Annotated in this window: 19 protein-coding genes; 11 read left to right on the forward strand and 8 right to left on the reverse strand. The window is 71.9% G+C overall.

Translation table 11 applies throughout. From position 1 onward, the window contains the following. Positions 1–39 precede the first annotated feature (39 nt). Positions 40–2,607: an aminopeptidase N gene (pepN, locus tag OG736_RS16425; RefSeq protein ID WP_327183112.1), complete on the forward strand. Its 2,568-nt coding sequence runs from the start codon at positions 40–42 to the stop codon at positions 2,605–2,607. A 108-nt stretch (positions 2,608–2,715) separates the two neighbouring features. Here pepN and OG736_RS16430 read toward each other — a convergent pair whose 3' ends face one another. Continuing rightward, entirely contained in the window at positions 2,716–3,717 is a 1,002-nt protein-coding gene (locus tag OG736_RS16430) for an EamA family transporter (protein WP_327183113.1), read from the reverse strand. Between the two features lie 123 nt (positions 3,718–3,840). Here OG736_RS16430 and OG736_RS16435 point away from each other — a divergent pair, with 123 nt between their 5' ends. Next, positions 3,841–4,362, forward strand: a complete 522-nt coding sequence (locus OG736_RS16435) for a MarR family winged helix-turn-helix transcriptional regulator (RefSeq protein ID WP_327183114.1) — start codon at positions 3,841–3,843, stop codon at positions 4,360–4,362. 126 nt (positions 4,363–4,488) lie between these two features. On the opposite strand, the gene OG736_RS16440 is transcribed toward OG736_RS16435, so the two are convergent. Continuing rightward, complete coding sequence (locus OG736_RS16440) at positions 4,489–6,207, reverse strand: hypothetical protein (protein ID WP_327183115.1); 1,719 nt, start codon at positions 6,205–6,207, stop codon at positions 4,489–4,491. Between the two features lie 351 nt (positions 6,208–6,558). Next, positions 6,559–8,112: an FAD-dependent monooxygenase gene (locus OG736_RS16445; protein ID WP_327183116.1), complete on the reverse strand. Its 1,554-nt coding sequence runs from the start codon at positions 8,110–8,112 to the stop codon at positions 6,559–6,561. 151 nt (positions 8,113–8,263) lie between these two features. On the opposite strand from OG736_RS16445, the gene OG736_RS16450 reads away from it, so the two are divergent. Next, the gene (locus OG736_RS16450; RefSeq protein ID WP_327183117.1) at positions 8,264–8,842 is read left to right on the forward strand and encodes a TetR/AcrR family transcriptional regulator; all 579 of its coding nucleotides are present in this window, start codon (positions 8,264–8,266) and stop codon (positions 8,840–8,842) included. 155 nt (positions 8,843–8,997) lie between these two features. On the opposite strand, the gene OG736_RS16455 is transcribed toward OG736_RS16450, so the two are convergent. The 5 genes from OG736_RS16455 to OG736_RS16475 all read right to left on the reverse strand — a co-directional run bounded on the left by OG736_RS16455 (position 8,998) and on the right by OG736_RS16475 (position 13,593). Then, a complete protein-coding gene (locus tag OG736_RS16455; RefSeq protein WP_327183118.1) occupies positions 8,998–9,279 on the reverse strand; it encodes a hypothetical protein in 282 nt (93 codons plus the stop codon). Positions 9,280–9,461: 182 nt separating this feature from the next. Beyond that, positions 9,462–11,570, reverse strand: a complete 2,109-nt coding sequence (malQ, locus tag OG736_RS16460; RefSeq protein WP_327183119.1) for a 4-alpha-glucanotransferase — start codon at positions 11,568–11,570, stop codon at positions 9,462–9,464. Beyond that, positions 11,571–11,777, reverse strand: a complete 207-nt coding sequence (locus OG736_RS16465; RefSeq protein ID WP_442817039.1) for a hypothetical protein — start codon at positions 11,775–11,777, stop codon at positions 11,571–11,573. A gap of 398 nt (positions 11,778–12,175) precedes the next feature. Next, positions 12,176–12,781, reverse strand: coding sequence for a putative immunity protein (locus tag OG736_RS16470; protein ID WP_327183121.1), 606 nt, complete (start codon positions 12,779–12,781; stop codon positions 12,176–12,178). Between the two features lie 275 nt (positions 12,782–13,056). Beyond that, positions 13,057–13,593 carry an HNH endonuclease gene (locus OG736_RS16475; protein WP_057600138.1) on the reverse strand — a complete coding sequence of 179 codons (537 nt, stop codon included), beginning with the start codon at positions 13,591–13,593 and terminating at the stop codon, positions 13,057–13,059. 324 nt (positions 13,594–13,917) lie between these two features. On the opposite strand from OG736_RS16475, the gene OG736_RS16480 reads away from it, so the two are divergent. The 8 genes from OG736_RS16480 to OG736_RS16515 all read left to right on the forward strand — a co-directional run bounded on the left by OG736_RS16480 (position 13,918) and on the right by OG736_RS16515 (position 23,600). After that, the gene (locus tag OG736_RS16480; RefSeq protein ID WP_327183122.1) at positions 13,918–15,021 is read left to right on the forward strand and encodes a mechanosensitive ion channel family protein; all 1,104 of its coding nucleotides are present in this window, start codon (positions 13,918–13,920) and stop codon (positions 15,019–15,021) included. Positions 15,022–15,280: 259 nt separating this feature from the next. Then, the gene (locus OG736_RS16485; RefSeq protein ID WP_327183123.1) at positions 15,281–16,492 is read left to right on the forward strand and encodes an ROK family transcriptional regulator; all 1,212 of its coding nucleotides are present in this window, start codon (positions 15,281–15,283) and stop codon (positions 16,490–16,492) included. Positions 16,493–16,599: 107 nt separating this feature from the next. Next, a complete protein-coding gene (locus OG736_RS16490; protein WP_327183124.1) occupies positions 16,600–17,949 on the forward strand; it encodes an ABC transporter substrate-binding protein in 1,350 nt (449 codons plus the stop codon). A 2-nt stretch (positions 17,950–17,951) separates the two neighbouring features. After that, positions 17,952–18,893: a carbohydrate ABC transporter permease gene (locus OG736_RS16495; RefSeq protein ID WP_054240031.1), complete on the forward strand. Its 942-nt coding sequence runs from the start codon at positions 17,952–17,954 to the stop codon at positions 18,891–18,893. Positions 18,894–18,898: 5 nt separating this feature from the next. Continuing rightward, entirely contained in the window at positions 18,899–19,792 is an 894-nt protein-coding gene (locus OG736_RS16500; protein ID WP_327183125.1) for a carbohydrate ABC transporter permease, read from the forward strand. Positions 19,793–19,798: 6 nt separating this feature from the next. Next, entirely contained in the window at positions 19,799–21,064 is a 1,266-nt protein-coding gene (locus tag OG736_RS16505; protein ID WP_327183126.1) for a 6-phospho-beta-glucosidase, read from the forward strand. Then, positions 21,055–22,029: an N-acetylglucosamine kinase gene (locus OG736_RS16510; RefSeq protein ID WP_327183127.1), complete on the forward strand. Its 975-nt coding sequence runs from the start codon at positions 21,055–21,057 to the stop codon at positions 22,027–22,029. Before OG736_RS16505 ends, OG736_RS16510 begins: the two co-directional genes overlap by 10 nt. Positions 22,030–22,208: 179 nt before the next feature. Next, a complete protein-coding gene (locus OG736_RS16515) occupies positions 22,209–23,600 on the forward strand; it encodes a GlnX family signal transduction membrane protein (protein ID WP_327183128.1) in 1,392 nt (463 codons plus the stop codon). Positions 23,601–23,675 lie beyond the last annotated feature (75 nt).

The raw sequence follows: 23,675 nt of genomic DNA on the forward strand, positions 1-23,675 counted from the left end.
AGGATGACGCAACCGACACATATCCGAGGAGATGACCGCGTGCCTGGCACAAACCTGACTCGCGAAGAGGCGCAGCAGCGGGCGAAGCTGCTCACCGTTGACTCGTACGAGATCGATCTCGACCTCTCCGGTGCGCAGGAGGGAGGGACCTACCGGTCCGTCACGACGGTGCGCTTCGACGTCGCGGAGGGGGACGCGGAGTCCTTCATCGACCTGGTGGCGCCCACCCTCCACGAGGTCACGCTGAACGGGGACACCCTCGACGCCGCGGGGCTCTTCAAGGACTCGAGGATCGCGCTGCCGGGCCTGCTGCAGGGCCGCAACGTCCTGCGGGTCGTCGCGGAGTGCGCGTACACCAACACCGGTGAGGGTCTGCACCGGTTCGTCGACCCGGTCGACGAGCAGGCCTATCTGTACACGCAGTTCGAGGTGCCGGACGCCCGCCGTGTCTTCGCCTCCTTCGAGCAGCCGGACCTCAAGGCCACCTTCCGGTTCACCGTGAAGGCGCCGACCGGCTGGACCGTCATCTCCAACTCCCCGACGCCCGAGCCCAAGGACGACGTCTGGGCCTTCGAGCCGACCCCGCGGATCTCCAGCTACATCACCGCGCTCATCGTGGGGCCGTACCACAGCGTCCACAGCGTGTACGAGAAGGACGGACAGTCGGTGCCCCTCGGCATCTACTGCCGGCCCTCCCTCGCCGAGCACCTCGACTCGGACGCGATCTTCGAGGTCACGCGGCAGGGCTTCGAGTGGTTCCAGGAGAAGTTCGACTACGCGTACCCGTTCAAGAAGTACGACCAGCTGTTCGTGCCGGAGTTCAACGCGGGCGCGATGGAGAACGCGGGCGCGGTCACCATCCGGGACCAGTACGTGTTCCGGTCGAAGGTGACCGACGCGGCGTACGAGCTGCGCGCGGAGACGATTCTGCACGAGCTGGCCCACATGTGGTTCGGCGACCTGGTCACCATGGAGTGGTGGAACGACCTGTGGCTGAACGAGTCGTTCGCCACGTACACCTCCATCGCCTGCCAGGCGTACTACCCGCAGTCGCGCTGGCCGCACTCGTGGACCACGTTCGCCAACTCCATGAAGACCTGGGCGTACCGGCAGGACCAGCTGCCGTCCACCCACCCGATCATGGCCGAGATCCGCGACCTGGACGACGTCCTCGTCAACTTCGACGGCATCACCTACGCCAAGGGCGCGTCCGTCCTGAAGCAGCTCGTGGCGTACGTCGGCATGGACGAGTTCTTCGCGGGCGTGCAGGCCTACTTCAAGCGCCACGCGTACGGCAACACGCGCCTGTCCGACCTGCTCGGCGCGCTGGAGGAGACCTCCGGCCGTGATCTCGGCACCTGGTCGCAGAAGTGGCTCCAGACCGCCGGCATCAACATCCTCCGTCCCGAGATCGAGACGGACGCCGAGGGTGTCATCACGTCCTTCGCGATCCGCCAGGAGGCCCCGGCGCTCCCGGCCGGCGCCAAGGGCGAGCCGACCCTGCGCCCGCACCGCATCGCCGTCGGCCTGTACGAACTCGACGACGACAGCGGCAAGCTGGTGCGGGACGAGCGCGTCGAGCTGGACATCGACGGCGAGCTGACGGCCGTACCGCAGCTGGTCGGCAAGCGCCGTCCGGACGTCGTCCTGCTCAACGACGACGACCTGTCGTACGCCAAGGTCCGCCTCGACGAGCAGTCGCTCGCCTTCGTCACCGAGCACCTCGGCGACTTCGAGTCGTCCCTGCCGCGCGCCCTGTGCTGGGCGTCCGCCTGGGACATGACCCGGGACGGCGAGCTGCCCACCCGCGACTACCTGTCCCTGGTGCTGTCCGGCATCGGCAAGGAGTCCGACATCGGGGTGGTCCAGTCGCTGCACCGCCAGGTCAAGCTCGCCATCGACCTGTACGCCGCGCCGGCCACCCGCGAGGCCCTGCTCACCCGCTGGACGGACGCCACGCTGGCGCATCTGCGGTCCTCCGCGGCGGGCAGCGACCACCAGCTGGCGTGGGCGCGCGCGTTCGCGGCCACCGCCCGTACGCCGGAGCAGATCGACCTCCTGGAGTCGCTGCTCGACGGAGGCCAGACCATCGAGGGCCTGGCCGTCGACACCGAGCTGCGCTGGGCGTTCGTGCAGCGGCTGGTGGCCGTGGGGACCTTCGACGAGGCGGACATCGCCGCCGAGTACGAGCGGGACAAGACGGCCGCCGGTGAGCGGCACGCGGCGACCGCGCGGGCCGCCCGGCCCACCCCGGAGGCCAAGGCGGAGGCGTGGGCGTCGGTCGTGGACTCCGACGAGCTGCCGAACGCCGTGCAGGAGGCGGTCATCGGCGGCTTCGTCCAGACCGACCAGCGTGAGCTGCTCGCGCCGTACACGGACCGGTACTTCGAGGTCGTCAAGAGCATCTGGGACTCCCGTTCGCACGAGATCGCCCAGCAGATCGCGGTCGGCCTCTACCCGGCGGTCCAGGTCTCCCGCGAGACCCTGGACAAGACGGACGCCTGGCTGGCCTCGGCCGAGCCGAACGCGGCTCTGCGCCGCCTCGTCTCCGAGGCCCGCGCGGGCGTGGAGCGCGCGCTGAAGGCCCAGGCGGCCGACGCGCAGTAGTCCTTCCTGGCAGCCCTACGCGGCGGAGGGCGCCCGATGTCTCATCGGGCGCCCTCCGCCGTGCCCGAGCCGCGTCGCGCCCTCTGCCGTGCCCGAGCCGCGTCGCGCTCACCGCCGGAGCGCCGGACCTGTCACGTCCGGCCGGTCCCGGTCCCGATCCCTGTCCCGGTCCCGGTCCCGGTCCTGGTCCCGGTCCTGGTCCCGATCCACGCGAGCCTTCCCCCCGCCAGCGGGCCCGGACGTGCGTACGACCGTCCCGCCGCCGGCCCTCAGCTGGCCCGCCACCGTCGCGCCGAACGCCAGCGCCATGCCCGTCAGCTGGAGCGGCGTCAGCGCCTGGCCGAGGGCGGCCCAGCCGACGACGGCCGCGGTCAGCGGGGAGAGCGGGCCCAGGAAGGTGACCTGGGTGGCGGTGAGCCGGCCGATGCCGCGGAACCAGAGCCAGTACGAGACCGCCGTGTTCGCCAGGGCCAGGTAGAGGTAGCCGCCGACCGCGCGGCCGTCCAGGGCGGGCGGGGCGCCCTCGACGAGGAAGGCGAGCGGGGCGATCAGCAGGCCGCCCGCGGTGAGCTGCCAGCCGGCGAGGGCGAGCGGGCCGACGCCGTCCGGGCGGCCCCACCGCTTGGTGAGGACCGTACCGGCCGACATCGAGGCGGTGGAGGCGAGCGCCGCGAGGACGCCGAGCGGGTCCAGCGCCCCGGCCGCCTTCAGCACCACCAGGCTGACGCCGAACGCGGCCACGACCCCGGCCAGCACCGTCCGGGCGGTCGGCCGCTGCCCCAGCAGCAGCGCCGAGAGACCGACGACGAACAGCGGTCCGACCGAGCCGACGACCGCCGCCATGCCGCCGGGCAGCCGGTAGGCGGAGAGGAAGAGGAGCGGGAAGAAGGCACCGATGTTCAGCGCGCCGAGTATCGCGGCCTTCCCCCACCAGACACCGCGCGGCAGGACCCGACCGAGGGCGAGCAGCAGCAGCCCGGCGGGCAGAGCCCGCATCAGGCCGGTGAACAGCGGGCGGTCGGCGGGGAGGAACTCGGTGGTGACGGCGTAGGTGGTGCCCCAGGAGACCGGGGCGAGAGCGGTGAGCAGGACGGTCGAGGACCTCTTCATGGAATTAGCTTAGCGCTAAGCGACTTAGCGTCAAGCGGCTTAGCGGAGATCGGCTTAGCAGCGAGCGGCTTAGCAACGAGCTACTTTCTCGTGGGTGACCGGAATCGGGGGGATACTCGTCCCATGAGCAGCCCGCAGCCCCCGCGCAAGGATCCCGTCGACGCGATCATCGAGCAGTGGGCGACGGTCCGGCCCGACCTCGACACCGGCGCCATGGAGGTCTTCGGCCGGATCTCCCGGCTCGCGCGCGCGATGAGCGACCGGATGGAGAAGGCGTACGCGACACTCGGCATCGGACGGGGCGAGTTCGACGTACTCGCCACCCTCCGCCGCTCCGGCGAGCCCTACACCCTCTCGCCCCGCCAGCTGTCGGCGACGCTCATGCTCACCACCGGCGGCATGACCGGCCGCCTCGACAAACTGGAACGGGCCGCACTGCTGCGCCGCTCCCCCGACCCGCACGACCGCCGGGGCCTCCAGGTGACGCTGACCGAGAAGGGGCTCGATCTGGTCGACCGGGCGGTCGGCGCGGGTCTCGCCGCCCAGACCGAGGCCCTGGACGCCGCCCTGGACGCCGAGCGGGCCGGTCAACTGGCCGACCTGCTGCGGGAGTTGCTGTTGACGACGGAGACGTCGAGGAGCTGAGTCCGGCACTGCGGCCAGGCACTGCGACCGGGCACTCGACGAGCCGACCGGGAGTCGGCCAGGGATCCGGCCCGAAAGCCGACCGGGGAGTCGACCCGGGAGCCGACCGGAGCCGGCCGGGGCCGGTCAGTCGCCGAAGGGCCAGGTGTAGCCGAGCTCTTCGGCGCGCTGGCGGGTGCCGCCGCTGACCCGGCTGTAGTTCTTCGGATCCTCCTCGGCCAGCCGGCGCAGGGCGGCGGCGGCCTGCGCCTCGGGCGGGGTGCCGTCGTCCGGGACGGTCCAGCGGAACACGAGCGGATCACCTTCCGGGCACCCCGCGCCGAGCCCCGGCTGGTACCAGAAGTGCACCTGGGCGGTGTCCGGCTCCTCGTGGCCGGTGCTGATCCAGCCCCGGCGCGCGTCCCAGCGGCTCAGCAGCTCCGGTCGTTCGACCAGCCCCGCCTTGATCAGCCGGGCCACGGTGCGGGCCGGCCAGGCCCAGGCCCGGTCCGCCTCCGCGCGGGCGATCTCCGCGTCGTAGGCGGTGGCGTCGAACCGCAGGACCGGGAGTCCGGGCGCGGGACCGCTGCTGCCCGGCGGGGGCGGCCGCCGCCAGTCCTCCCACACGACCCGGTCGCCGTCGCGGCGGATGGTGACGTGGAGCGCGCCGCAGCACCCCTCGCTGCACCAGGCCTCCGCCAGCCGCACCCTGCGGGGCTCCGGGCCGGCCCGCAGCAGACCCTCGTCGAGGAGCTCCTCCGGACTGTGCGCGGGCCCGTGTGCGAAGACCGCCGGGACGAGGGGCCGCCCGTCGACGAGGATGCGGGTCTCGACGGGCGCCCGGTCCACGGGATCTCCGGCCACGATCTCGACGCACAGCCCGCTGTCGGGCACGGCAGGACGCGTGAACGGCCGCCGTCCGGTACGCCGGATCCAGCCGGCCCGGAGCCGCCGGGCCACGTCGGCCGGGCCCTGCGGGTCTAGGTCGGCCGGGCCCTGCGGGTCGAGGTCGGCAGTGGCGGGGGCGGTAGCGGTGGCGGTGGCGGTCCAGGAAGGCTCCGCCAGCAGCCGGTCGAGGGATCCGAGGAGCCTCTCGCGGCAGCCGGAGGGCCAGTCCAGCAGCGCTCCGGAGCCACTGCTCAGATCGAGGGCGAGCGAGAGGAGCGTGGCGTGCTGTTCGACGGTCGGCGGCAGGAGGCCGGCCCGGGTGACAACGGTTTCGTACACGGCGGGTGCCTCGCGGTAGGTGAGAAGTTCGGTCGTGTTGTCGCTCGCGCACCCCATCCGGACGAGCAGCCGGGCCGCCCGGGCGAGCAGGGCCGGGTCGGCGGGATGCTCGGCGAGCAGGTCGGGCAACCGGGCGGCTTCCGCGATACGGCGGGCGGTCGTGGCGCCGAGGAAACGGGGTTCGGCGCGGAAGGCCACCAGCTCCGAGCGGACGGCCCGGTCGTCCCCCGTCCCCAACGCGTGGACGAGGGGCCGCAGTTCGCCGCGACTGACGGAGGTCACGAGCCACAGGACGGCGGCGGACCGACGGTCGAGGGCGTCGAGGGCCTGGACGGCCGGCCCCGTGAGCGACCGGAGCAGGCCGAGGGTGGAGAGATACGGGACGTCCTCGGGCTCGCCGAGGCGGGTGAGAAGGGCGAGGCCAGCGGTGACGGCGGGCACGGTACTGCCGGTCCGGGTCAGTTGCCTGGCCAGTGCGCGCGCGGTGGCGTGCTCGTCGGCCGGCAGCGGCAGGGCGGCGACGGCCGACCGGATCAGATTCCGGTGGCGGCCCCGGACGCCGAGTTCGGCGAAGCGACGGTGCAGGGTGGCCGGATCATCCGGCAGCGGGTTCAGTGCCTCCCGGACGGCACCCGCCATCTCCCTGCGGGACAACCGCGTCTCAGGGGGCTCAGAAGCAGCGGGATCCGAAGGACGGGGCTCCGAAAGGCGGGGCTCCGAAAGGCGGGGCTCCGAAAGGAGGTCGGCGGGAGAGTCGGTGCCGAGGTCGGCGGGGAGGTCGAACCCGCGGCCGGGCGGGAGCCCGTCCGGCGACCCCTGCCGCAGACGCCGTACCTGGTCGTACAGGGCGGGCGGCGGCACAGCCGGGGCGCTCACCGAGCGGTGTGGAACTCGATTCGGTAGGTCATGCGCAGGAGCCTGTCAGCCCGGCCCACGGCCTGTCGACGGAATTACCGGCGCCGCTGCGCACGGATGCTCTCCGGCGCACTCTCAGCCGACGTGCGTCGCGAGCGCGGCCTCCACGGCGTCCGGCTCGGCGGTGTCGGACGCCCAGGCGGCATAGCCGTCGGGACGCACGAGGAGTGCCGTACGGCGGTCGCTCGCCCAGTGCGCCACGGCGAGCCGGTCCTTGCGGGCGCCGACGCCCCGGTCGCCGCACGCCTGCGGGATGATCAGGACGAAGCGGCCGCCCCGCAGTTCCTCGTAGAGGCGGCCGCCGTCGGCGAGGGCGACGTCCGGGACGCGGGTGCCGGTGAGCCGGTGGGCGCCCCGGGGAGCGGGGTAGCGGTAGCCGATGCCCGTGAGCCGGCCGACGGCCCTGCGGCGGGCGGGAGCCGCGGCGCCGAGGAAGCCGGTCACCGCGGCACGCAGGGCCAGCGTCCAGGGGCGCTTGGCCATGGCGAGGCGGACGATGCCACCGCTGCTGCGCAGAACGGACCTGCCGACGGGGTGGCGTTCGGCCTGATAGGTGTCGAGGAGGTCGGCGGGCGCGTGACCGTTGACCACCTGGGCGAGCTTCCAGCTCAGGTTGGCCGCGTCCTGGAGCCCGGTGTTCATGCCCTGGCCGCCGGCCGGGGTGTGCACGTGCGCGGCGTCGCCGGCCAGGAACACACGGCCGACGCGGTAGGCGGGCGCCTGACGTTCGTCGCTGTGGAAGCGGGACATCCAGCGGGCGTCGTACATCCCGAAGTCACGGCCGAGGGCGAGCCGGGTGACCTCCTTGACCTCGTCGAGGTCGAGCGGCTCGCTGTCGGGGACGTCACGGGCGCGGTTCCAGCCGATCAGCCGGTAGTAGCCGTCGCCGAACGGCGCGAGGAAGGCGAAGGCGTCGCCGACGGCGTTGACGGTGAGCAGCGTCCCGGGCTCCTCCGCGAGCCTGACGTCCGCGAGTACGACGGAGCGGATGACGGAGCGGCCCGGGAAGGGCAGTCCGATCGCGTCCCGCACGACACTGCGCATGCCGTCGGTGCCCACGACGTACGCGGCGCGCAGTTCTTCCCCCGGCACCACACCGGTCGCGGTCGCGGCGGCGCCGGTGGCGGCGGTATCGGTGGCGGCGACGGCGGTATCGGTGGCGGCGGTGCGGACCTGCACGGTCACGCCGTCCGCGTCCTGGCTCAGGCCGGTCACCTCGGTCTCGTACCGGAACTCCACGCCCGCCTCGACGGCGCGCCGCCGCAGCGCCTTCTCCACCTCGTACTGCGGGAGGACGAGGAGGTGGTTGAAGCGGGAGGGGAGCGTGTCGAGGGCGACGGTGAGGCGGCCGAAGAGGCGGAGCCGGTCGAGAGGCCGCCCGGCCTGCTCGAGTTCGTCGGCGAGTCCACGGGCGTCGAGCTGTTCGAGGGTGCGGGCGTGCAGCACGAAGGCGCGGGAGAGGTTGCTGACGCGGTGAGGGCGCTTCTCGACGAGGGTGACCGGGACACCGGCGGTGGCGAGGTCACCGGCCAGTAGCAGCCCGGTGGGGCCGGACCCGACGACGATCACGGGACGGGGAGTGGTGCCGGTGGTGCCAGTGGTGCCAGTGGTGCCAGTGGTGCCGGTCATCGTGGCCTCCTGGGTGCCAACACTTGTTGGCCAACGACTGTCGACGTATCAGTCAACGCTTGTTGGTCAACACTTGTTGGCAAACATAGAGCCGTAGCGAAGTGAATGTCAACGCTTGTTGGCCTACGCACGTTGGCCTACGCTTGTTGGCATGCCAGACAGCAAGCCCCCCGGCTCCCCCCGCCGCTCCGACGCCACCCGCACCGCCATCCTCGACGCCGCCCGCGAACGCTTCGCCGCCGACGGCTACGAGCGGGCGACCATCCGCGCCATCGCGCGGGACGCGAGCATCGACCCGTCGATGGTGATGCGCTACTACGGCAGCAAGGAGGGCCTCTTCGCGGCGGCCGTCGCCGTGGACCTGAAGCTGCCCGACCTCACCGCGCTTCCCCGTGAGGAGATCGGCCGGGCCCTCGTGACCCACTTCCTCGACATGTGGGAGGAGAACGAGGTGCTCACCGCGCTGCTCCGGGTCGGCGTGACCAACGAGGCCGGGGCCGAGCGGATGCAGGGCATCTTCCGCGACCAGCTCCTGCCGGTGGCCCGTACGGTCTGCCCCGACCCCGAGCAGGTCCCGGCCCGGGCGGCGCTCTGCTCGACCCAGTTGCTCGGGCTCGCCCTCACCCGCTACGTCCTGCGCTTCCCTCCCGTCGTGACGCTGCCCCGGGAGGAGGCCGTGGCGTGGCTGGCGCCCACGGTGCAGCGGTATCTGACGGCACCCCACCCCTAAGGCCCGGCCGGCCGGGCCCAGGTCCCGGCCGCGAGGGGCGCGGGCCCGCAAACGCGTCGAGGGCGTCGGCTTCCTCCGCGTACGGCATGCGCGTACGCGGAGGGAGTCGACGCCCTCGGGCCCGAATCCGGGCCGGGAGTCAGGGGGCCGGCGAGCTAGGCCTTGGCCTTCGCCCGGCCCTTGACGGTGATGTTGGAGCTGGTGGTGTCGTCCCTGTCCTTCGACTTGTCCAGGACCCACACCAGGCCGGCGATGAGCAGGAACAGCGCGATGGGGGCCACCACATAGAGGCCCAGCGTCTCGCCGACGCTCAGACCCGGGCCGGGGTCGTCACCGTCGTCGCGGGTCAGCGCGAGCGCGGGGGACGACATGAGCAGCATCATCAGCGTCGTACCGGCAGCCAGGGCGCCGGCGCGCAGGGCGTTCTTCTTGTCCACGGTGCCAAGTTAGCGAACGGTGTCGGGGAGCGCGCGCCCGGGGTGCCGTATGAGGCGCGGGGCGCTCGTACGGCCGCCCGCGGGACTGCCGCCGCCGCACCCCGGTCGCACCCCCGTCGCGGCTCCGTTGCGCTCCGTCGCGGCCTCGAAAGGCCCCGTCCGCCGCACCCTCGGGCTCCCGCTCAGGCTTGGGCGGTGGGGCCGCTGCCAGCCGGGTCGTGCTCTTCCTCTTCCCTCAACACCTCGATCAGCGCCCGCAGCCTCGGCGAGGCCGCCAACTCCTCCAGGGTCACCGGGCGGCCCGTCGCGTCCGCGATCGGCAGCCGCCAGTTCGGATACTGGTCCCAGGTGCCGGGGAGGTTCTGCGGGCGGCGGTCGCCGACGCCGTCCGGGAGCCAGACGCCGATCATGCGGGCGGGGGTGCGCAGCAGGAAGCGGTGGACGGCCTGGACCTCGGCCTCCTCGGAGGAGCGGTCGCTGCCGCCGCCGACGCCGGCCAGCAGTCCGAGGCGGGTGAGCAGGCCCAGCCACTCCGCCGTGTCGTTGGCCGCCTCGGCGCGCTCCTCCTCCACGGGCCGGGTCAACAGGCCGAGCCGGTCCCGGAGTTCGACGTGCTCGCCGGTGAGCCGGGCGGCAGTGGAGGGCAGGTCGTGCGTGGTGGCGGTGGCCAGACAGTCGTCGCGCCAGCGGTCGGGCGGCAGAGGGCGCCCGTCGCCGTCCCAGTCCCGTTCGAACCACAGCACGGAGGTACCCAGCACCCCCCGTTCGCGCAGCGTCTCGCGTACGCCCGGCTCGACGGTGCCGAGATCCTCGCCGATCACCACCGAACCGGCCAGGGAGGCCTCCAGGACCAGGACGGCGAGCATGGCCTCCGCGTCGTAGCGGACGTAGGCGCCCTCGGTCGGCGGCTCGCCCTGCGGGACCCACCAGAGGCGGAACAGGCCCATGACGTGGTCGATGCGCAGGGCGCCGGCGTACCGGAAGAGAGCCTTGAGGAGCCGCCGGTAGGGGGCGTAGCCGGAGGCGGCCAGCCGGTCGGGGCGCCAGGGCGGCAGGCCCCAGTCCTGGCCACGCGCGTTGAAGGCGTCCGGCGGTGCGCCCACCGACATGCCGGCGGCGAAGTACTCCTGCTGCGCCCACGCGTCGGCGCCCTCGGGGTGCACGCCGACCGCCAGGTCGTGCACGATCCCGACCGGCATGCCCGCCTCGCGGGCGGCACGCTGGGCGGCGGTGAGCTGAGTATCGGTGAGCCAGGCGAGGCGGGAGTGGAAGTCGACGCGGTCCATCAACTCGCCGCGGGCGCGGGTGGTCTCGGCGGAGCGCGGGTCCCGGAGTCCGGCCGGCCACCGCCGCCACTGCGACCCGTGCACCTCGGCGAGCGCGCACCAGGTGGCGTGGTCCTCCAGGGCCTGGCCCTGCTCGGCGAGGAAGTCGCAGTAGGCGGCGCGCCGGCCGGGCCCGAGCGGCACCCGGGCGACCAGCTCCAGCGCCTCCCGCTTCAGCTCCCACACGGCGTCCCGGTCGATCAACTCGCCCTTTTCCAGGACGGCTTCGCGCAGGCGCCCGGCGCGCTCGAGCAACCCGGCCCGCGGATCGTCGTCGTCCCGGACGTACGCGAACTCGGGGACGTCCTCGACCCGCAGATGCACCGGGTCCGGAAAGCGGCGCGAGGAGGGCCGGTACGGGGAGGGGTCGGTCGGGGTGCCGGGCACGGCCGCGTGCAAGGGGTTGACCTGCACGAACCCGGCGCCGAGCGCCCGCCCCGCCCAGGAGGTCAGCTCGCCCAGGTCGCCGAGGTCGCCCATGCCCCAGGAGCGCCCGGAGAGGAGGGAGTACAGCTGGACGAGGAGCCCGTACGAACGTCCCGCGGGCGTGGGCAGACGGGGCGGGGCGACGACGAGATGGGCGCGGCCGGTCCGCCCGTCGGGCGCGGTGACCGTCAGCTGATGCACCCCGAGCGGGACTTGGTCGACGGAGTCGCGGCACTCGCCCTGCTCGGTCTCCACCCGCAGGGCGGTGCCCTCGGGGAGGGCGGCGAGCGCTTCGCAGGGGCTCCCGCGCCAGCACACCACCGTCGGCGGAAGCAGCCGCTCGCGCAGCTCCCGTTCCCGGGCGGCGAGCGCGGCGCGTACGGCCTTCGGGGTGCCCGCGTCGACGCCGAGGGCGGCCAGCGCGCGGGTGACGGCACCGGCCGAGGCCGTGACCGTGCGGTCCGGGGAGGGCTGGTAGGAGGTGGCGACGCCGTGCAGCGCGGCGAGCCGGGCGAGCTCCTCTCCGGGGGGCACGGTCATCTAGGGCCTCGTGGAGTCGGAGTCCGCGACGGCGAGCGGCGGCTCGCTGGTCAGGGGCTCGGCGTCGGGCAACGGAGGTTCGCTGGTCAGCGGGGGTTCGGCGCAGGTCCCCTCGGCGCTGTAGGTACCGAGGTAGGGGTCCTGGAGCTCGACGGGGGTGGCGGCGGACGGCTCCGCCAGGCGTTTGGAGCGGGCCGGTGCGATCACGGTGGCCTCCTCATCAGTACGGCATCGGATACCCCAGCCCTACCCAGCGGACGCGGGGACAGACGTCCTCACGTCATTACACGCCGCCATCCCCTCCCGCGGCCCGCGCCGACACGGCGGACCGGCGCGTCGAAACGACGACGCCCCGACTGCGCACGACGAACAAGCCCGCCACGCGGGAGCCGACCTCACCCCCTCCAGCCCTCCGAGCGCCCTCCGACCTCCTCCGAGCGCCCCCAGGCCGCCCCGGATCGCCTTCCGGCCGCCCTCCGTCGGCCCCCGGGTCGCCTCCGAGCGCCCCTAGGTGTCGCCCTTCACCCGCCCTGAGTCCGCCCCGACCACCCCTGAGTCGCTCCCCAACCGCCCCGAGTCCGCCTCCGACAGCCCTCAGGTCGCCCTCAAGCGCGCAGAGCGGCGTCGAGATCGCGCATGAGCTCTCCCACGCGTCCACCCCCGGGAGGCGCGGACGGCAGCCGGCCGAGCACCGCGGTGACCGCCGGCGGCGCGTGATGACACGCCCATTCCAGGGTCCCCGCACCGGCAGTGGGGCTCCTCACCGCGGCCGGGTCCGCCATGGTGCCAGACCGGCCCGCCTCCACTGCCGAGTGCCCCGCTGCCAGCTCCTCCGCTCGCGCCGCGTGTGCCGCCGCACCGAGAACGTGCTTCACCTGATGCGCGTTCGCCAGGGGATGCAGATACGCGGAGGCGGCCGCATGGCTCGCCGCTCGTGCCGCGTCGGCCGCGGCGGCCGAGGCGGCTGGATCAGGTGAGGCGGCTTCCTGCGCCGCCCGGTACGCCGCCCACGCGCTCTGCCGCAGGGCGCCCGTGCGCCGGCCGCCCCCGGCGAAGGCCTCCGCCGCTTCGACGGCGTCGCGAGGGCGCGGGTCCGCGGGAAGGCTCTGTTCGAATATCGGGAGCGCTCTGCGCGCGCAGCGGGCCGCGTAGCCCGCGATCTCACGCAGTTCGTGTTCGTTCAGCTCGATCTTGTCCGACTCGGTGGGCACGGCCCCATCCTGCCTCCGCCCGAACCCCGCCCACCAGACCGTACGGCTCAGACCGGCGCCCACCGCATCGGTCCTGCGCAAACCGGCGCCCTCCGAAGCAGCGCCCTCCGGACCAGCACCGTCCGGACCAGCCCGTTCAGGCCGGAGCCGCGCCCTGCGCGACGACGATTCGGCTCCGGGGGCACAGGGGACCCCCGGAGCCGGTCACGCCCGGCTCGGAGGCCGTGGTGACGCGGTGCGAGGACGCGGGCGACGCAATACGAAGACCCGGATCGTCAGGCGGAGATGCCGTCGATCCGGGCCAGAGCGTCGTCCGCGCCGTACGGCTGCAAGTACGGCAGCCAGCGCGGGTCCCTATGCCCGGTGCCGATGATGCGCCAGGCGAGTCCGGAAGGTGGAGCGGGTTTGTGGCGCAGCCGCCAGCCGATCTCGACGAGATGCCGGTCGGCCTTGACGTGGTTGCAGCGACGGCAGGACGCCACGACGTTGTCCCACACGTGTTTGCCTCCGCGACTGCGCGGGATGACGTGGTCGACGCTGGTTGCGACGCCACCGCAGTACATGCACCGGCCCCCGTCCCGGGCGAAGAGCGCCCGACGGGTCAGAGGAACGGGCCCCCGATAGGGAACCCGGACGAATCGCTTGAGCCGGACCACGCTGGGTGCGGGGACTGTGACGGTCGCACTGTGCAGGAAGGCGCCGGATTCCTCGAGGGAGATCGCCTTGTTCTCCAGGACGAGGACGAGCGCGCGGCGGAGCGGTACGACGCCGAGCGGCTCGTACGACGCGTTGAGGACCAGGACATGCGGCACGGATGCCTCCTTGGGCGTCGGCGGCGCGTGGCTCGCGCCGGGACGATCTGTGGTCAGTCTCCCCTCTTGCCTGGTGGACGCGCCACCATGTGCCGGTAACGGGCTGGGAGTGTTTTCGACCACACCCTGTTGTCTCCCCAGGATCATGGCCGGTTCAAGCGCAGGTGAGGACCGTCTCTCCTTCACGGAACACGCCGGACCACACACAATGCCCCGTTAGTGTGGTGGTTCTGCCCGTCCGGTGACCTTTCCGTGACCTCGCAGCGCGTGTCGCCCTTGACCGCCGCACCGAATGGAGCAGTGCAGCACCTGGAGGTACCTGCCGTGTCCTTGCCCGCCGTCCTACCGGCCGCCGACGTGTCACCGTCGCCGACTCCCTCGGAGTCGCCGACCGCGGTGACCGTCCCGTCCCTCCAGGACGCCCAGGAGAGCGCGACGAACGCGGCCAGCTGGGTCGAGCAGAACTGGTCGACCTGGCTGGCGATCGGTCTGCGCGTCCTGCTGATCCTGGTGATCGCGGTGGTGCTGAGAGTGGTGGTGCAGCGGGCGATCACCAAGCTGATCGACCGGATGAACCGCACCGTCTCCTCGGTCGACGGCACGGCGCTGGGCGGGCTGCTGGTCAACAACGAGCGGCGGCGTCAGCGCTCGCAGGCGATCGGCTCGGTGCTGCGTTCGGTGGCGAGTTTCGTGATCCTCGGCACGGCCGCCCTGATGGTGCTGGGCACCTTCGAGATCAATCTGGCCCCGCTGCTGGCCTCCGCCGGTGTCGCGGGCGTGGCGATCGGTTTCGGTGCGCGCAACCTGGTCACGGACTTCCTCTCCGGTGTCTTCATGATCCTGGAGGACCAGTACGGCGTCGGTGACCAGATCGACGCGGGCGTGGCCACCGGCGAGGTCATCGAGGTGGGGCTGCGCGTGACGAAGCTGCGTGGTGCCAACGGTGAGATCTGGTACGTCCGCAACGGCGAGGTCAAGCGGATCGGCAACCTCTCGCAGGGCTGGGCGACGGCCGGCGTCGACGTGACCGTCAAGGCGTCCGAGGACCTCGACCTGGTCAAGGCCACCCTGGACGAGGTCGCCGAGAAGATGAGCAAGGAGGAGCCCTGGAACGAGCTCCTGTGGAGCCCGATCGAGGTGCTCGGCCTGGACAGCGTCCTGCTCGACTCGATGGTCGTCCGCGTCTCCGCGAAGACGATGCCCGGCAAGGCCCTGGCCGTCGAGCGGGAGCTGCGCTGGCGCGTCAAGCGTGCCTTCGACGCGGCCGACATCCGCATCGTGGGCGGCGCGACCGCCCCCGTCACGGAGGACCCGGCCGACCCGACGGCCTCGGTGGCGGCCCCGTCGGTGTTCTCCAACGCGGACTCGCCCCAGTCGGCGGCGGCGACACCGATCGCACAGCCCCGGCCGGTGACCCCGGCGAAGTAGCCCGCACGCCGGAAGGCCGCACCCGGAAGGATCCGGGTGCGGCCTTCCGGCCTTCGCGGGGCCCTGCCGACCTTTCCGCCCCCGAAGTAACGACTCCGTTGCCTCGGGGGCGTTTCCCCTTTCACTCCTTGACGTCCCCTTCGTGACGGGTCTACGTTCCTGCCAGCCGATAGGAAACTTTCCTAACAGTGACCGGATGTGGACTTGCGTCCGGCGTACTTGAGAAGCTGGGCAGTTCAGAAAGGCAGGTGTCGACCCCATGGCAGGAATCGCCGGTACGCCGGGCACCCCGCGCGTCCTGCGCGCCATGAACGACCGCGCCGCCCTCGACCTCCTGCTGGCGCACGGCCCCCTGTCCCGCACCCGCATCGGCAAGCTCACCGGCCTGTCGAAGCCCACCGCCTCACAGCTGCTGGCCCGGCTGGAGGCGGCGGGACTGGTGCTCGCGACCGGCACCACCGAGGGGCGCCCCGGTCCCAACGCCCAGCTGTACGAGGTGAATCCGGCCGCCGCGTACGCCGCGGGGCTCGATGTCACCCCCGAACGCGTCCTGGCCGCCGTCGCCGACGCCACCGGCCGCACCGTGGGCACGTTCGAGGTGCCCACACCCGGCCGGAAGACCGCCGACGCCGTCGTACGGCAGGTCACCGACGCCCTCGACGGCGCCGTGAAGGCCGCGGGCCTCACCCGTGACGAGGTACGGCGGCTGGTCGTCGCCACCCCCGGCGCCTTCGACCCCACCACCGGTCGTCTGCGCTACGCCTCCCACCTGCCCGGCTGGCACTCCCCCGCGCTGCTCGACGATCTCGCCGCGGCCCTGCCGATGCCGGTCGAGTACGAGAACGACGTCAATCTCGCCGCCGTCGCCGAGCAGCGCCTGGGCGCGGCACGCGGCCACGAGGACTTCGTCCTGCTGTGGAACGAGGGCGGTCTCGGCGCCGCCCTCGTCCTCGGCGGACGGCTGCACCGCGGCTGGACCGGCGGCGCCGGCGAGGTCGGCTTCCTGCCGGTTCCGGGCGCACCCCTGGTCCGGCAGGTCACCAAGGCCAACAGCGGTGGCTTCCAGGAGCTGGCCGGCTCACAGGCCGTCCCCCGGCTGGCCCGGGAGCTCGGCATCACCGACCTCCCGTCCGGACCGTACGCCGAGGTCGCCGCCGCGCTCGTCGAGCGGGCAGCCGCCGAGGACACCGCCCTGCACCGGCAGCTGCTCCAGACGTACGCGACCCGGCTCGCGACCGGTCTCGCCTCGCTGGTCTCCGTACTCGACCCCGAACTCGTCGTCCTCAGCGGCGCCTCCCTGACCGCCGGCGGCGAGGTGCTGCGCGCCCTCGTCCAGGACGAGCTGGAGGAACTGGCCGCGTCCCGGCCGAAGCTGGTCATGGGCGACGTCACCGAACGACCCGTGCTGCGCGGCGCGCTGGAGAGCGCGCTGGCGGCCACCCGCGACGAGGTCTTCGACACCTCGCGCTAGCCGCACCACCGCCCCCCTCCCCGGACCGCACCTCACCCCGCTCCACCCTGCTCCACCTCACCTCACCGCATTCCACTCACCCTGCCCTGTCCCTGGAAGGCTCCGCCATGCCCACACGCATACCCGTAGTCGTCCGAAAGGCGGCTTTTGCCCTCACCGCCTCCACGGCCCTCCTGCTCAGCACCACCGCCTGTACCGGCCAGTCCGCGACCGGCTCCGACGACGACGCGTCGAAGGAGACGACCCTCACCTTCTGGCACGCCTGGAGCGCGCCGAACGAGGTGAAGGCCGTGAAGTCGCTGGTCGCGGGCTTCGAGAAGACGCACCCCAACATCCATGTGAACGTCGTCGGCAACATGACCGACGACAAGATCAACCAGGCGCTGCGCGCGGGCGGCACCAAGGCGCCGGACGTGATCTCGTCGTTCACCACCAACAACGTCGGCAAGTTCTGCTCGTCGGGCGCCCTGGTCGACCTCAACCCCTTCTTCGAGAAGGCGGACATCGACCCGTCCACGACCTTCCCGAAGGCCATGAACGAGTACACCCAGTTCGACGGCAACCGCTGCGCCGTCCCGCTGCTGGGCGACGCGTACGGCCTCTACTACAACAAGACGGCGTTCGAGAAGGCCGGCATCACCGCTCCCCCCAAGACCTGGTCCGAGTTCGAGGCCGACGCCAAGAAGCTGACGATCACCCAGGGGAACACGTTCAAGCAGCTCGGCTTCATGCCGAACTACCACGGCTGGGAGACGACCACCGAGCACTATCTCGGCCAGTTCTCCCCGACGTACTTCGACACGGCCGGCAAGTCGACCATCGCCACGGACCCGGCCGTCGCCTCCGCCTTCACCCTCCAGAAGAAGCTCGTCGACGGCCTCGGCGGCTTCAAGAAGCTGGAGACCTTCCGCTCCACGCTCGGCGACGAGTGGGGCCCCAAGCACCCCTTCCAGACCGGTCAGGTCGCCATGCAGCTCGACGGCGAGTGGCGGCTGGGCATGGCTCTGGAGGCCAAGCCGGACTTCGAGATCGGCGTCGCCCCGCTTCCCGTCCCGGACGACCAGGCGGCCCAGTACGGCAAGGGCTACATCACCGGCACCATCGCCGGTATCGCCGCCACCAGCAAGAAGCAGAACGCGGCCTGGGAGCTGGTGAAGTACATGACCACGGACACGGACGCGGTCGTCGCCTTCTCCAACGCCATCCACAACGTGCCGTCCACGCTGGCGGCCCTGAAGTCCCCGGACCTGAAGTACGACGCGCGTTTCAAGACGTTCCTGGACATCGCCGCGAACCCGAACTCGACCACCTCCCCGGCGTCGCTCAACGGCGGCGTCTACCTCACCACCGTGCAGCAGCTCGGCTACGACTACGAGAGCGGCAAGCTCACCGACCTGAAGGCCGGCCTGAAGAAGGCGGCGGCGCAGATCGACACGGACATCGCGCAGGCGAAGTAGCGATGACCACCCACACGTTGAGGGCGAAGCACCGGCGCTCGGCGCTGCGCACCCTCGCCTTCCTCTCCCCCTGGCTGATCGGATTCGCGGTCTTCTTCGCGTACCCGATGATCTCGACGGTCTACTTCTCGTTCATGCACTACGACGGCTTCAAGCCGCCGACGTGGAGCGGCACGAAGAACTGGACGTACGTCTTCGAGCACTATCCGTTCTTCTGGCCGGCCCTGCGCAACACGCTCTGGCTCGTCGTGATCATGGTGACCCTGCGCGTCCTGTTCGGACTCGGGATCGGCATGCTCATCACGAAGATCAAGACCGGTACGGGGGTCTTCCGCACCCTCTTCTACCTGCCCTACCTGGCCCCGCCGGTGGCGGCCACCATGGCCTTCGCCTTCCTCCTCAACCCCGGCACCGGCCCGGTCAACTCGATCCTGGAGAAGATCGGCATCCCGGCGCCGGGCTGGTTCAACGACCCGAGCTGGTCCAAGCCAGCCCTCACCCTGATGTTCCTGTGGGGGGTCGGCGACCTGATGGTCATCTTCATGGCCGCGCTGCTCGACGTACCGAAGGAGCAGTACGAGGCCGCGGAACTGGACGGCGCCTCGGCGTGGCAGCGGTTCCGGTTCGTCACCCTCCCCAACATCTCGCCGATCATCATGTTCGCGGTCGTCACCGGAGTGATCGCGGCGATGCAGTGCTACACACAGCCCCTGGTCGCCGGAAAGGTCGCCTCGGGTGTGATCCAGGGCGCGGGCACCATGTTCGAGCCCGGCTATCCGGAGCACTCCACGCTCACCCTTCCCCAACTCGTCTACAACCTCGGCTTCCAGCGCTTCGACTACGGCTCGGCCTGTGTCGTGGCCCTGGTGCTGTTCGCCCTTTCGATGGCGTTCACCGCGCTGTTGATGCGGCGCCGGGGCGGTCTCATCCAGGCAGGTGACTGACCCCCATGACCCAAGTACTGGACCGTCCGACGGAGTTGCGGACACCCGCCTCCCCCGCCGAGCGCACCGCCCGCCGCAAGGCCCTGCTGGAATGGATCGCGGTCCACTCCCTCGGCCTGGCCGCGGCCCTCTTCTTCACCCTCCCCTTCGTGTTCGTGTTCCTGACGTCCCTGATGAGCGACTCCCAGGCACTCAGCCGGGACCTGATCCCGCACACCTGGGAGTGGGCCAACTACAAGAAGGTCTTCGACACCCCGGGCTTCCTCACCTGGTGGCGGAACACGCTGATCTACGCCGGACTGGGCACGGTCCTGACCGTCGTCTCGTCCGTCCCCGTGGCGTACGCGCTGGCCAAGTTCCGCTTCCGGGGCCGGAACCTGACGCTCATGCTGGTGATCTCGATGATGATGCTGCCCCCGCAGGTGGTCGTCATCCCGATGTACCTGTTCTGGGCGAAGCAGCTGGACCTGTCGGGCACCCTGTGGCCGATGATCATCCCGCTGGCGTTCGGCGACGCGTTCTCGATCTTCCTGCTGCGCCAGTTCCTGCTGACCATCCCGAACGAGTACCTGGACGCGGCGAAGGTGGACGGCTGCGGCGACCTGCGCACCCTGCTCAAGGTCGTGCTGCCGATGGCGAAGCCCGGCATCGCCGCCGTCGCCCTCTTCCAGTTCTTCGCCGCCTGGAACGACTACTTCGGCCCGCAGATCTACGCCTCCGAAAATCCGAACGCATGGACCCTCTCCTATGCCCTGGAGTCCTTCAAAGGCGCGCACCACACCGACTGGAACCTCACCATGGCGGCCACCGTGCTGGTCATGGCCCCCGTGATCCTCGTGTTCTTCTTCGCCCAGAAGGCGTTCGTCGAAGGTGTCACCCTCACCGGAGTAAAGGGTTAACAAGCCATGAAACTCACCGTGGTCGGCGGCGGCTCGACCTACACACCCGAACTCATCGACGGCTTCGCACGCCTGCGGGACACCCTTCCCGTGGAGGAACTGGTCCTCGTCGACCCGGCGGCCGACCGCCTCGACCTCGTCGGCGGCCTGGCCCGCCGCATCTTCGCCCGGCAGGACCACCCGGGGCGCATCGTGACGACGTCCGACCTGGACGCGGCCGTCGAGGGCGCCGACGCGGTGCTGCTCCAGCTCCGCGTCGGCGGCCAGGCCGCGCGCGAGCAGGACGAGACGTGGCCGCTGGAGTGCGGCTGCGTCGGGCAGGAGACGACGGGAGCGGGCGGCCTCGCGAAGGCGCTGCGCACCGTCCCGGTGGTCCTGGACATCGCCGAACGGGTCCGCCGGACCAACCCGCACGCCTGGATCATCGACTTCACCAACCCGGTCGGCATCGTCACCCGCGCCCTGCTCCAGGCCGGCCACAAGGCGGTCGGCCTGTGCAACGTGGCGATCGGCCTCCAGCGGAAGTTCGCCGCCCTGCTCGACGTCACCCCGGCCGACGTCCACCTGGACCACGTCGGCCTCAACCACCTCACCTGGGAGACCGGGGTACGGCTGGGCGGTCCCGAGGGCGAGGACATGCTGCCGGGCCTCCTGGCCGCCCACGCCGACACGATCGCCGCCGACCTGCGCCTGCCCCGCGTACTTCTGGACCGGCTGGGCACGATCCCCTCCTACTACCTGCGCTACTACTACGCGCACGACGAGGTCGTCCGGGAGCTGCGCACGAAGCCGTCCAGGGCGGCGGAAGTGGCCGCGATGGAGCGCCGGTTGCTGTCGCTGTACGCGGACCCGGCCCTGGACGAGAAGCCGGAGCTGCTGGCGAAGCGCGGCGGCGCCTACTACTCGGAGGCCGCGGTGGACCTGGCGGCGGCACTGCTGACCGGCTCCGGCAGCCCGTACCAGGTGGTGAACACGCTCAACAACGGCACGCTGCCCTTCCTCCCCGACGACGCGGTGATCGAGGTCCAGGCGGCGGTGGGCCCCAAGGGTCCGTCCCCGCTCCCCGTGCCGCCCCTCGACCCGCTCTACAGCGGCCTGACGGCGAACGTGACGGCGTACGAGGAACTGGCCCTGCGGGCGGCCCTGCACGGCGGCCGCGACAGGGTCTTCAAGGCCCTGCTGTCCCACCCCCTGGTCGCCCAGTACGAGTACGCCGAGCGGCTGACCGACCAGCTGATCGCACACAACCGGGAGCATCTCGCGTGGGCCTGACGGCAAGCGTGCTCGCCATCGACGCGGGCAACAGCAAGACGGACGTCGCGGTCGTGGCGGCCGACGGAAGGGTCCTCGCCACGGCCCGTGGCGACGGCTTCCGCCCGCCCGCCGTGGGCGTGACGGCGGCGGTGGACGCCCTGGCCGACACCGTCACGCGCGCGTACACCGCGGCCGGCGTCGACTCGGCGGTCCATGTCTCGGCCTGTCTGGCCAACGCCGACCTGCCGGTGGAGGAGGAGCAGCTGGCGGCGGCCCTGCACGCACGCGCGTGGGGCACCTCCGTGGACGTCCGCAACGACACGTTCGCCATCCTGCGGGCGGGCGTCGCCGACCCCCGGGGGGTGGCCGTCGTCTGCGGTGCCGGCATCAACTGCGTCGGCATGCGCCCCGACGGCCGCACCGCCCGCTTCCCGGCCCTCGGCCGCCTCTCCGGCGACTGGGGCGGCGGCTGGGGCCTGGCCGAGGAGGCGATATGGCACGCGGCGAGGGCGGAGGACGGCCGGGGAGGACCGACCGTCCTCACCGACGCGCTCCCGTCCCACTTCGGTCTGCCGTCCATGTACGCCCTGATCGAGGCCCTCCACCTGGAGCACATCGCCCCGTCCCGCCGCCACGAACTGACCCCGGTGCTCTTCGGGACGGCGCGGGACGGGGACGCGGTGGCGCGCACGATCGTCGACCGGCTGGCGCAGGAGGTGGTGTCCATGGCGACGGTGGCCCTGACCCGGCTGGACCTCCTGGAGGAGGAGACGCCGGTCCTCCTGGGGGGAGGCGTTCTCACCGCGGGCCACGGGCAACTGGACGACGGGGTACGGGAGCTCCTGGCCGCGCGGGCGCCGAAGGCGGTGGCGAGCGTCGTGCGGGAGCGCCCGGTACTGGGGGCCGCGCTGCTGGGCCTGGACCGGCTGGGGGCGGACGCCGACGTGCAGCGGAGGGTGCGCAGGCACTTCCACGCGGGGTGAGTGACCGCATGCGCCCCCGAACACAACACGGGCCCCCACGAAGGAACCGAACACCCACCCGACGCGTATTCATGGACAGGGGTGACTGCGATCTGATCAAGATCCAGTGAAGGCCGGTGCACATGACCGGCCCCGCCAGCGATACTGGCGGCGGTAGATGACCATGGGGGAGGTCAAACGTGGCAAACCCGGCACCAGGCAGCACCGTAGCGCCACTTGCGCCGGCCTCGGCGCCACCGCCGACGCGCCGTACGGCGTTCGCCGAGGGCGTCGACAAGGCGCGCGCGGCGGCGACCACGGAGCCGGGCCGGCTCCGCATCATCGGCGCCTTCCTCGCCCTGCTCGTCCTCGCCTTCGGCGCCGTGACGGCCTGGCAGACGACCGACCGCGCGGCCGCCGCCGACGACGTGCTGCACAAGAGCCAGCCGCTCAGCACGGCCGCGGCCGACATCTACCGTGCGCTGGCCGACGCCAACACGGCGGCCTCCAGCGGATTCCTGGCGGGGGGCCAGGAGACGGCGGAGTCCCGGTCGCGCTACGAGGAGGACATCGACGAGGCCGCCTCCAAGCTCGTCACGGCGGCCAACAACGCCGACCCCGATTCGCCCTCCACGGCGTTCATCACCAAGCTGAACAAACTGCTGCCCGAGTACAAGGGCCTGGTGGAGCGCGCGCGGACGTACAACCGGCAGGGTTTCCCGGTCGGCGGCGCCTATCTGCGGTACGCGAACCAGAAGATGCAGGGGGAGATGCTCCCGGCGGCCCAGGATCTCTACACGAAGGAGAACCAGCGCCTCCAGGACGACTACGGCGACGCCACCCCCTACCCGTGGGCGGCGATCGGCCTGGGCGTCCTCGCGCTGGCCGGTCTCGCCTGGGCGCAGCACCGCAACTACCGCCGTACGAACCGGGTCCTGAACCACGGCCTGGTCGCGGCGACGGCGACCACCACGGTCGTCCTGCTCTGGCTGGTCGTCGGCCACAGCGTGGCCCGCGCGGGGCTCGACGACTCCTACGACCACGGCGTCCGCTCGCTGAACGTCCTGCACGACGCCCGGATCGCCTCCCTGAAGGCACGCGGCAACGAGAACCTGACGCTGGTGGCGCGCGGCGCCGAAACGGTGAAGGTGGCCGCCGACGGCGAGGAGGTGACGCTCGACAAGTACGACCACGAGTTCACCACCGAGATCACCACCCTCGGCAAGGGCCTCACCCTCGCGGCGAAGCTCGCCGACGACCAGGCGGGCGAGAAGCCGGTCGCGTCGGCCGAGAGCAACATGGCGGAGTGGAAGAAGCGCCACACCGCGGCCCGCGCGCAGGACGACAACGGCAACTACGAGCAGGCGCTGGCCCTGGTGATCGGCGGCAAGGACGCGACCGGCGCGTGCTTCGACAACGTCGACCAGAACCTCGCGGACGCGCTGGCGCACGAGCAGACCGAGTTCCGGCAGGCGGCCGGGGACGGTCTGGGCGCGATGACCGGCCTGCCGATCGGCGCCGCCGTGCTCGCCGTGCTGGGCGCCGCGGGCGCGGTCGTCGGCATCGGCCGCAGACTGTCGGAGTACCGGTGAACAGGCGTGTGCCGGTGAACGGGCGCGGATCGGTGAACAGGCGTCTGCCGGTGGGCAGGAGCGTGTCGGTGGGCG

The sequence above is a fragment of the Streptomyces sp. NBC_01334 genome, from assembly GCF_035983595.1.
Classification (GTDB): Bacteria; Actinomycetota; Actinomycetes; order Streptomycetales; family Streptomycetaceae; genus Streptomyces; species Streptomyces coriariae.

Coding starts and splice junctions, on each gene's coding strand:
- OG736_RS16430 (WP_327183113.1), bottom strand. CDS start 3,717: ATGAAGAGGTCCTCGACCGTCCTGCTCACCGCTCTCGCCCCGGTCTCC.
- OG736_RS16435 (WP_327183114.1), top strand. CDS start 3,841: ATGAGCAGCCCGCAGCCCCCGCGCAAGGATCCCGTCGACGCGATCATC.
- OG736_RS16440 (WP_327183115.1), bottom strand. CDS start 6,207: ATGGCGGGTGCCGTCCGGGAGGCACTGAACCCGCTGCCGGATGATCCG.
- OG736_RS16445 (WP_327183116.1), bottom strand. CDS start 8,112: ATGACCGGCACCACTGGCACCACTGGCACCACTGGCACCACCGGCACC.
- OG736_RS16450 (WP_327183117.1), top strand. CDS start 8,264: ATGCCAGACAGCAAGCCCCCCGGCTCCCCCCGCCGCTCCGACGCCACC.
- malQ (WP_327183119.1), bottom strand. CDS start 11,570: ATGACCGTGCCCCCCGGAGAGGAGCTCGCCCGGCTCGCCGCGCTGCAC.
- OG736_RS16485 (WP_327183123.1), top strand. CDS start 15,281: ATGGCAGGAATCGCCGGTACGCCGGGCACCCCGCGCGTCCTGCGCGCC.
- OG736_RS16490 (WP_327183124.1), top strand. CDS start 16,600: ATGCCCACACGCATACCCGTAGTCGTCCGAAAGGCGGCTTTTGCCCTC.
- OG736_RS16495 (WP_054240031.1), top strand. CDS start 17,952: ATGACCACCCACACGTTGAGGGCGAAGCACCGGCGCTCGGCGCTGCGC.
- OG736_RS16500 (WP_327183125.1), top strand. CDS start 18,899: ATGACCCAAGTACTGGACCGTCCGACGGAGTTGCGGACACCCGCCTCC.
- OG736_RS16505 (WP_327183126.1), top strand. CDS start 19,799: ATGAAACTCACCGTGGTCGGCGGCGGCTCGACCTACACACCCGAACTC.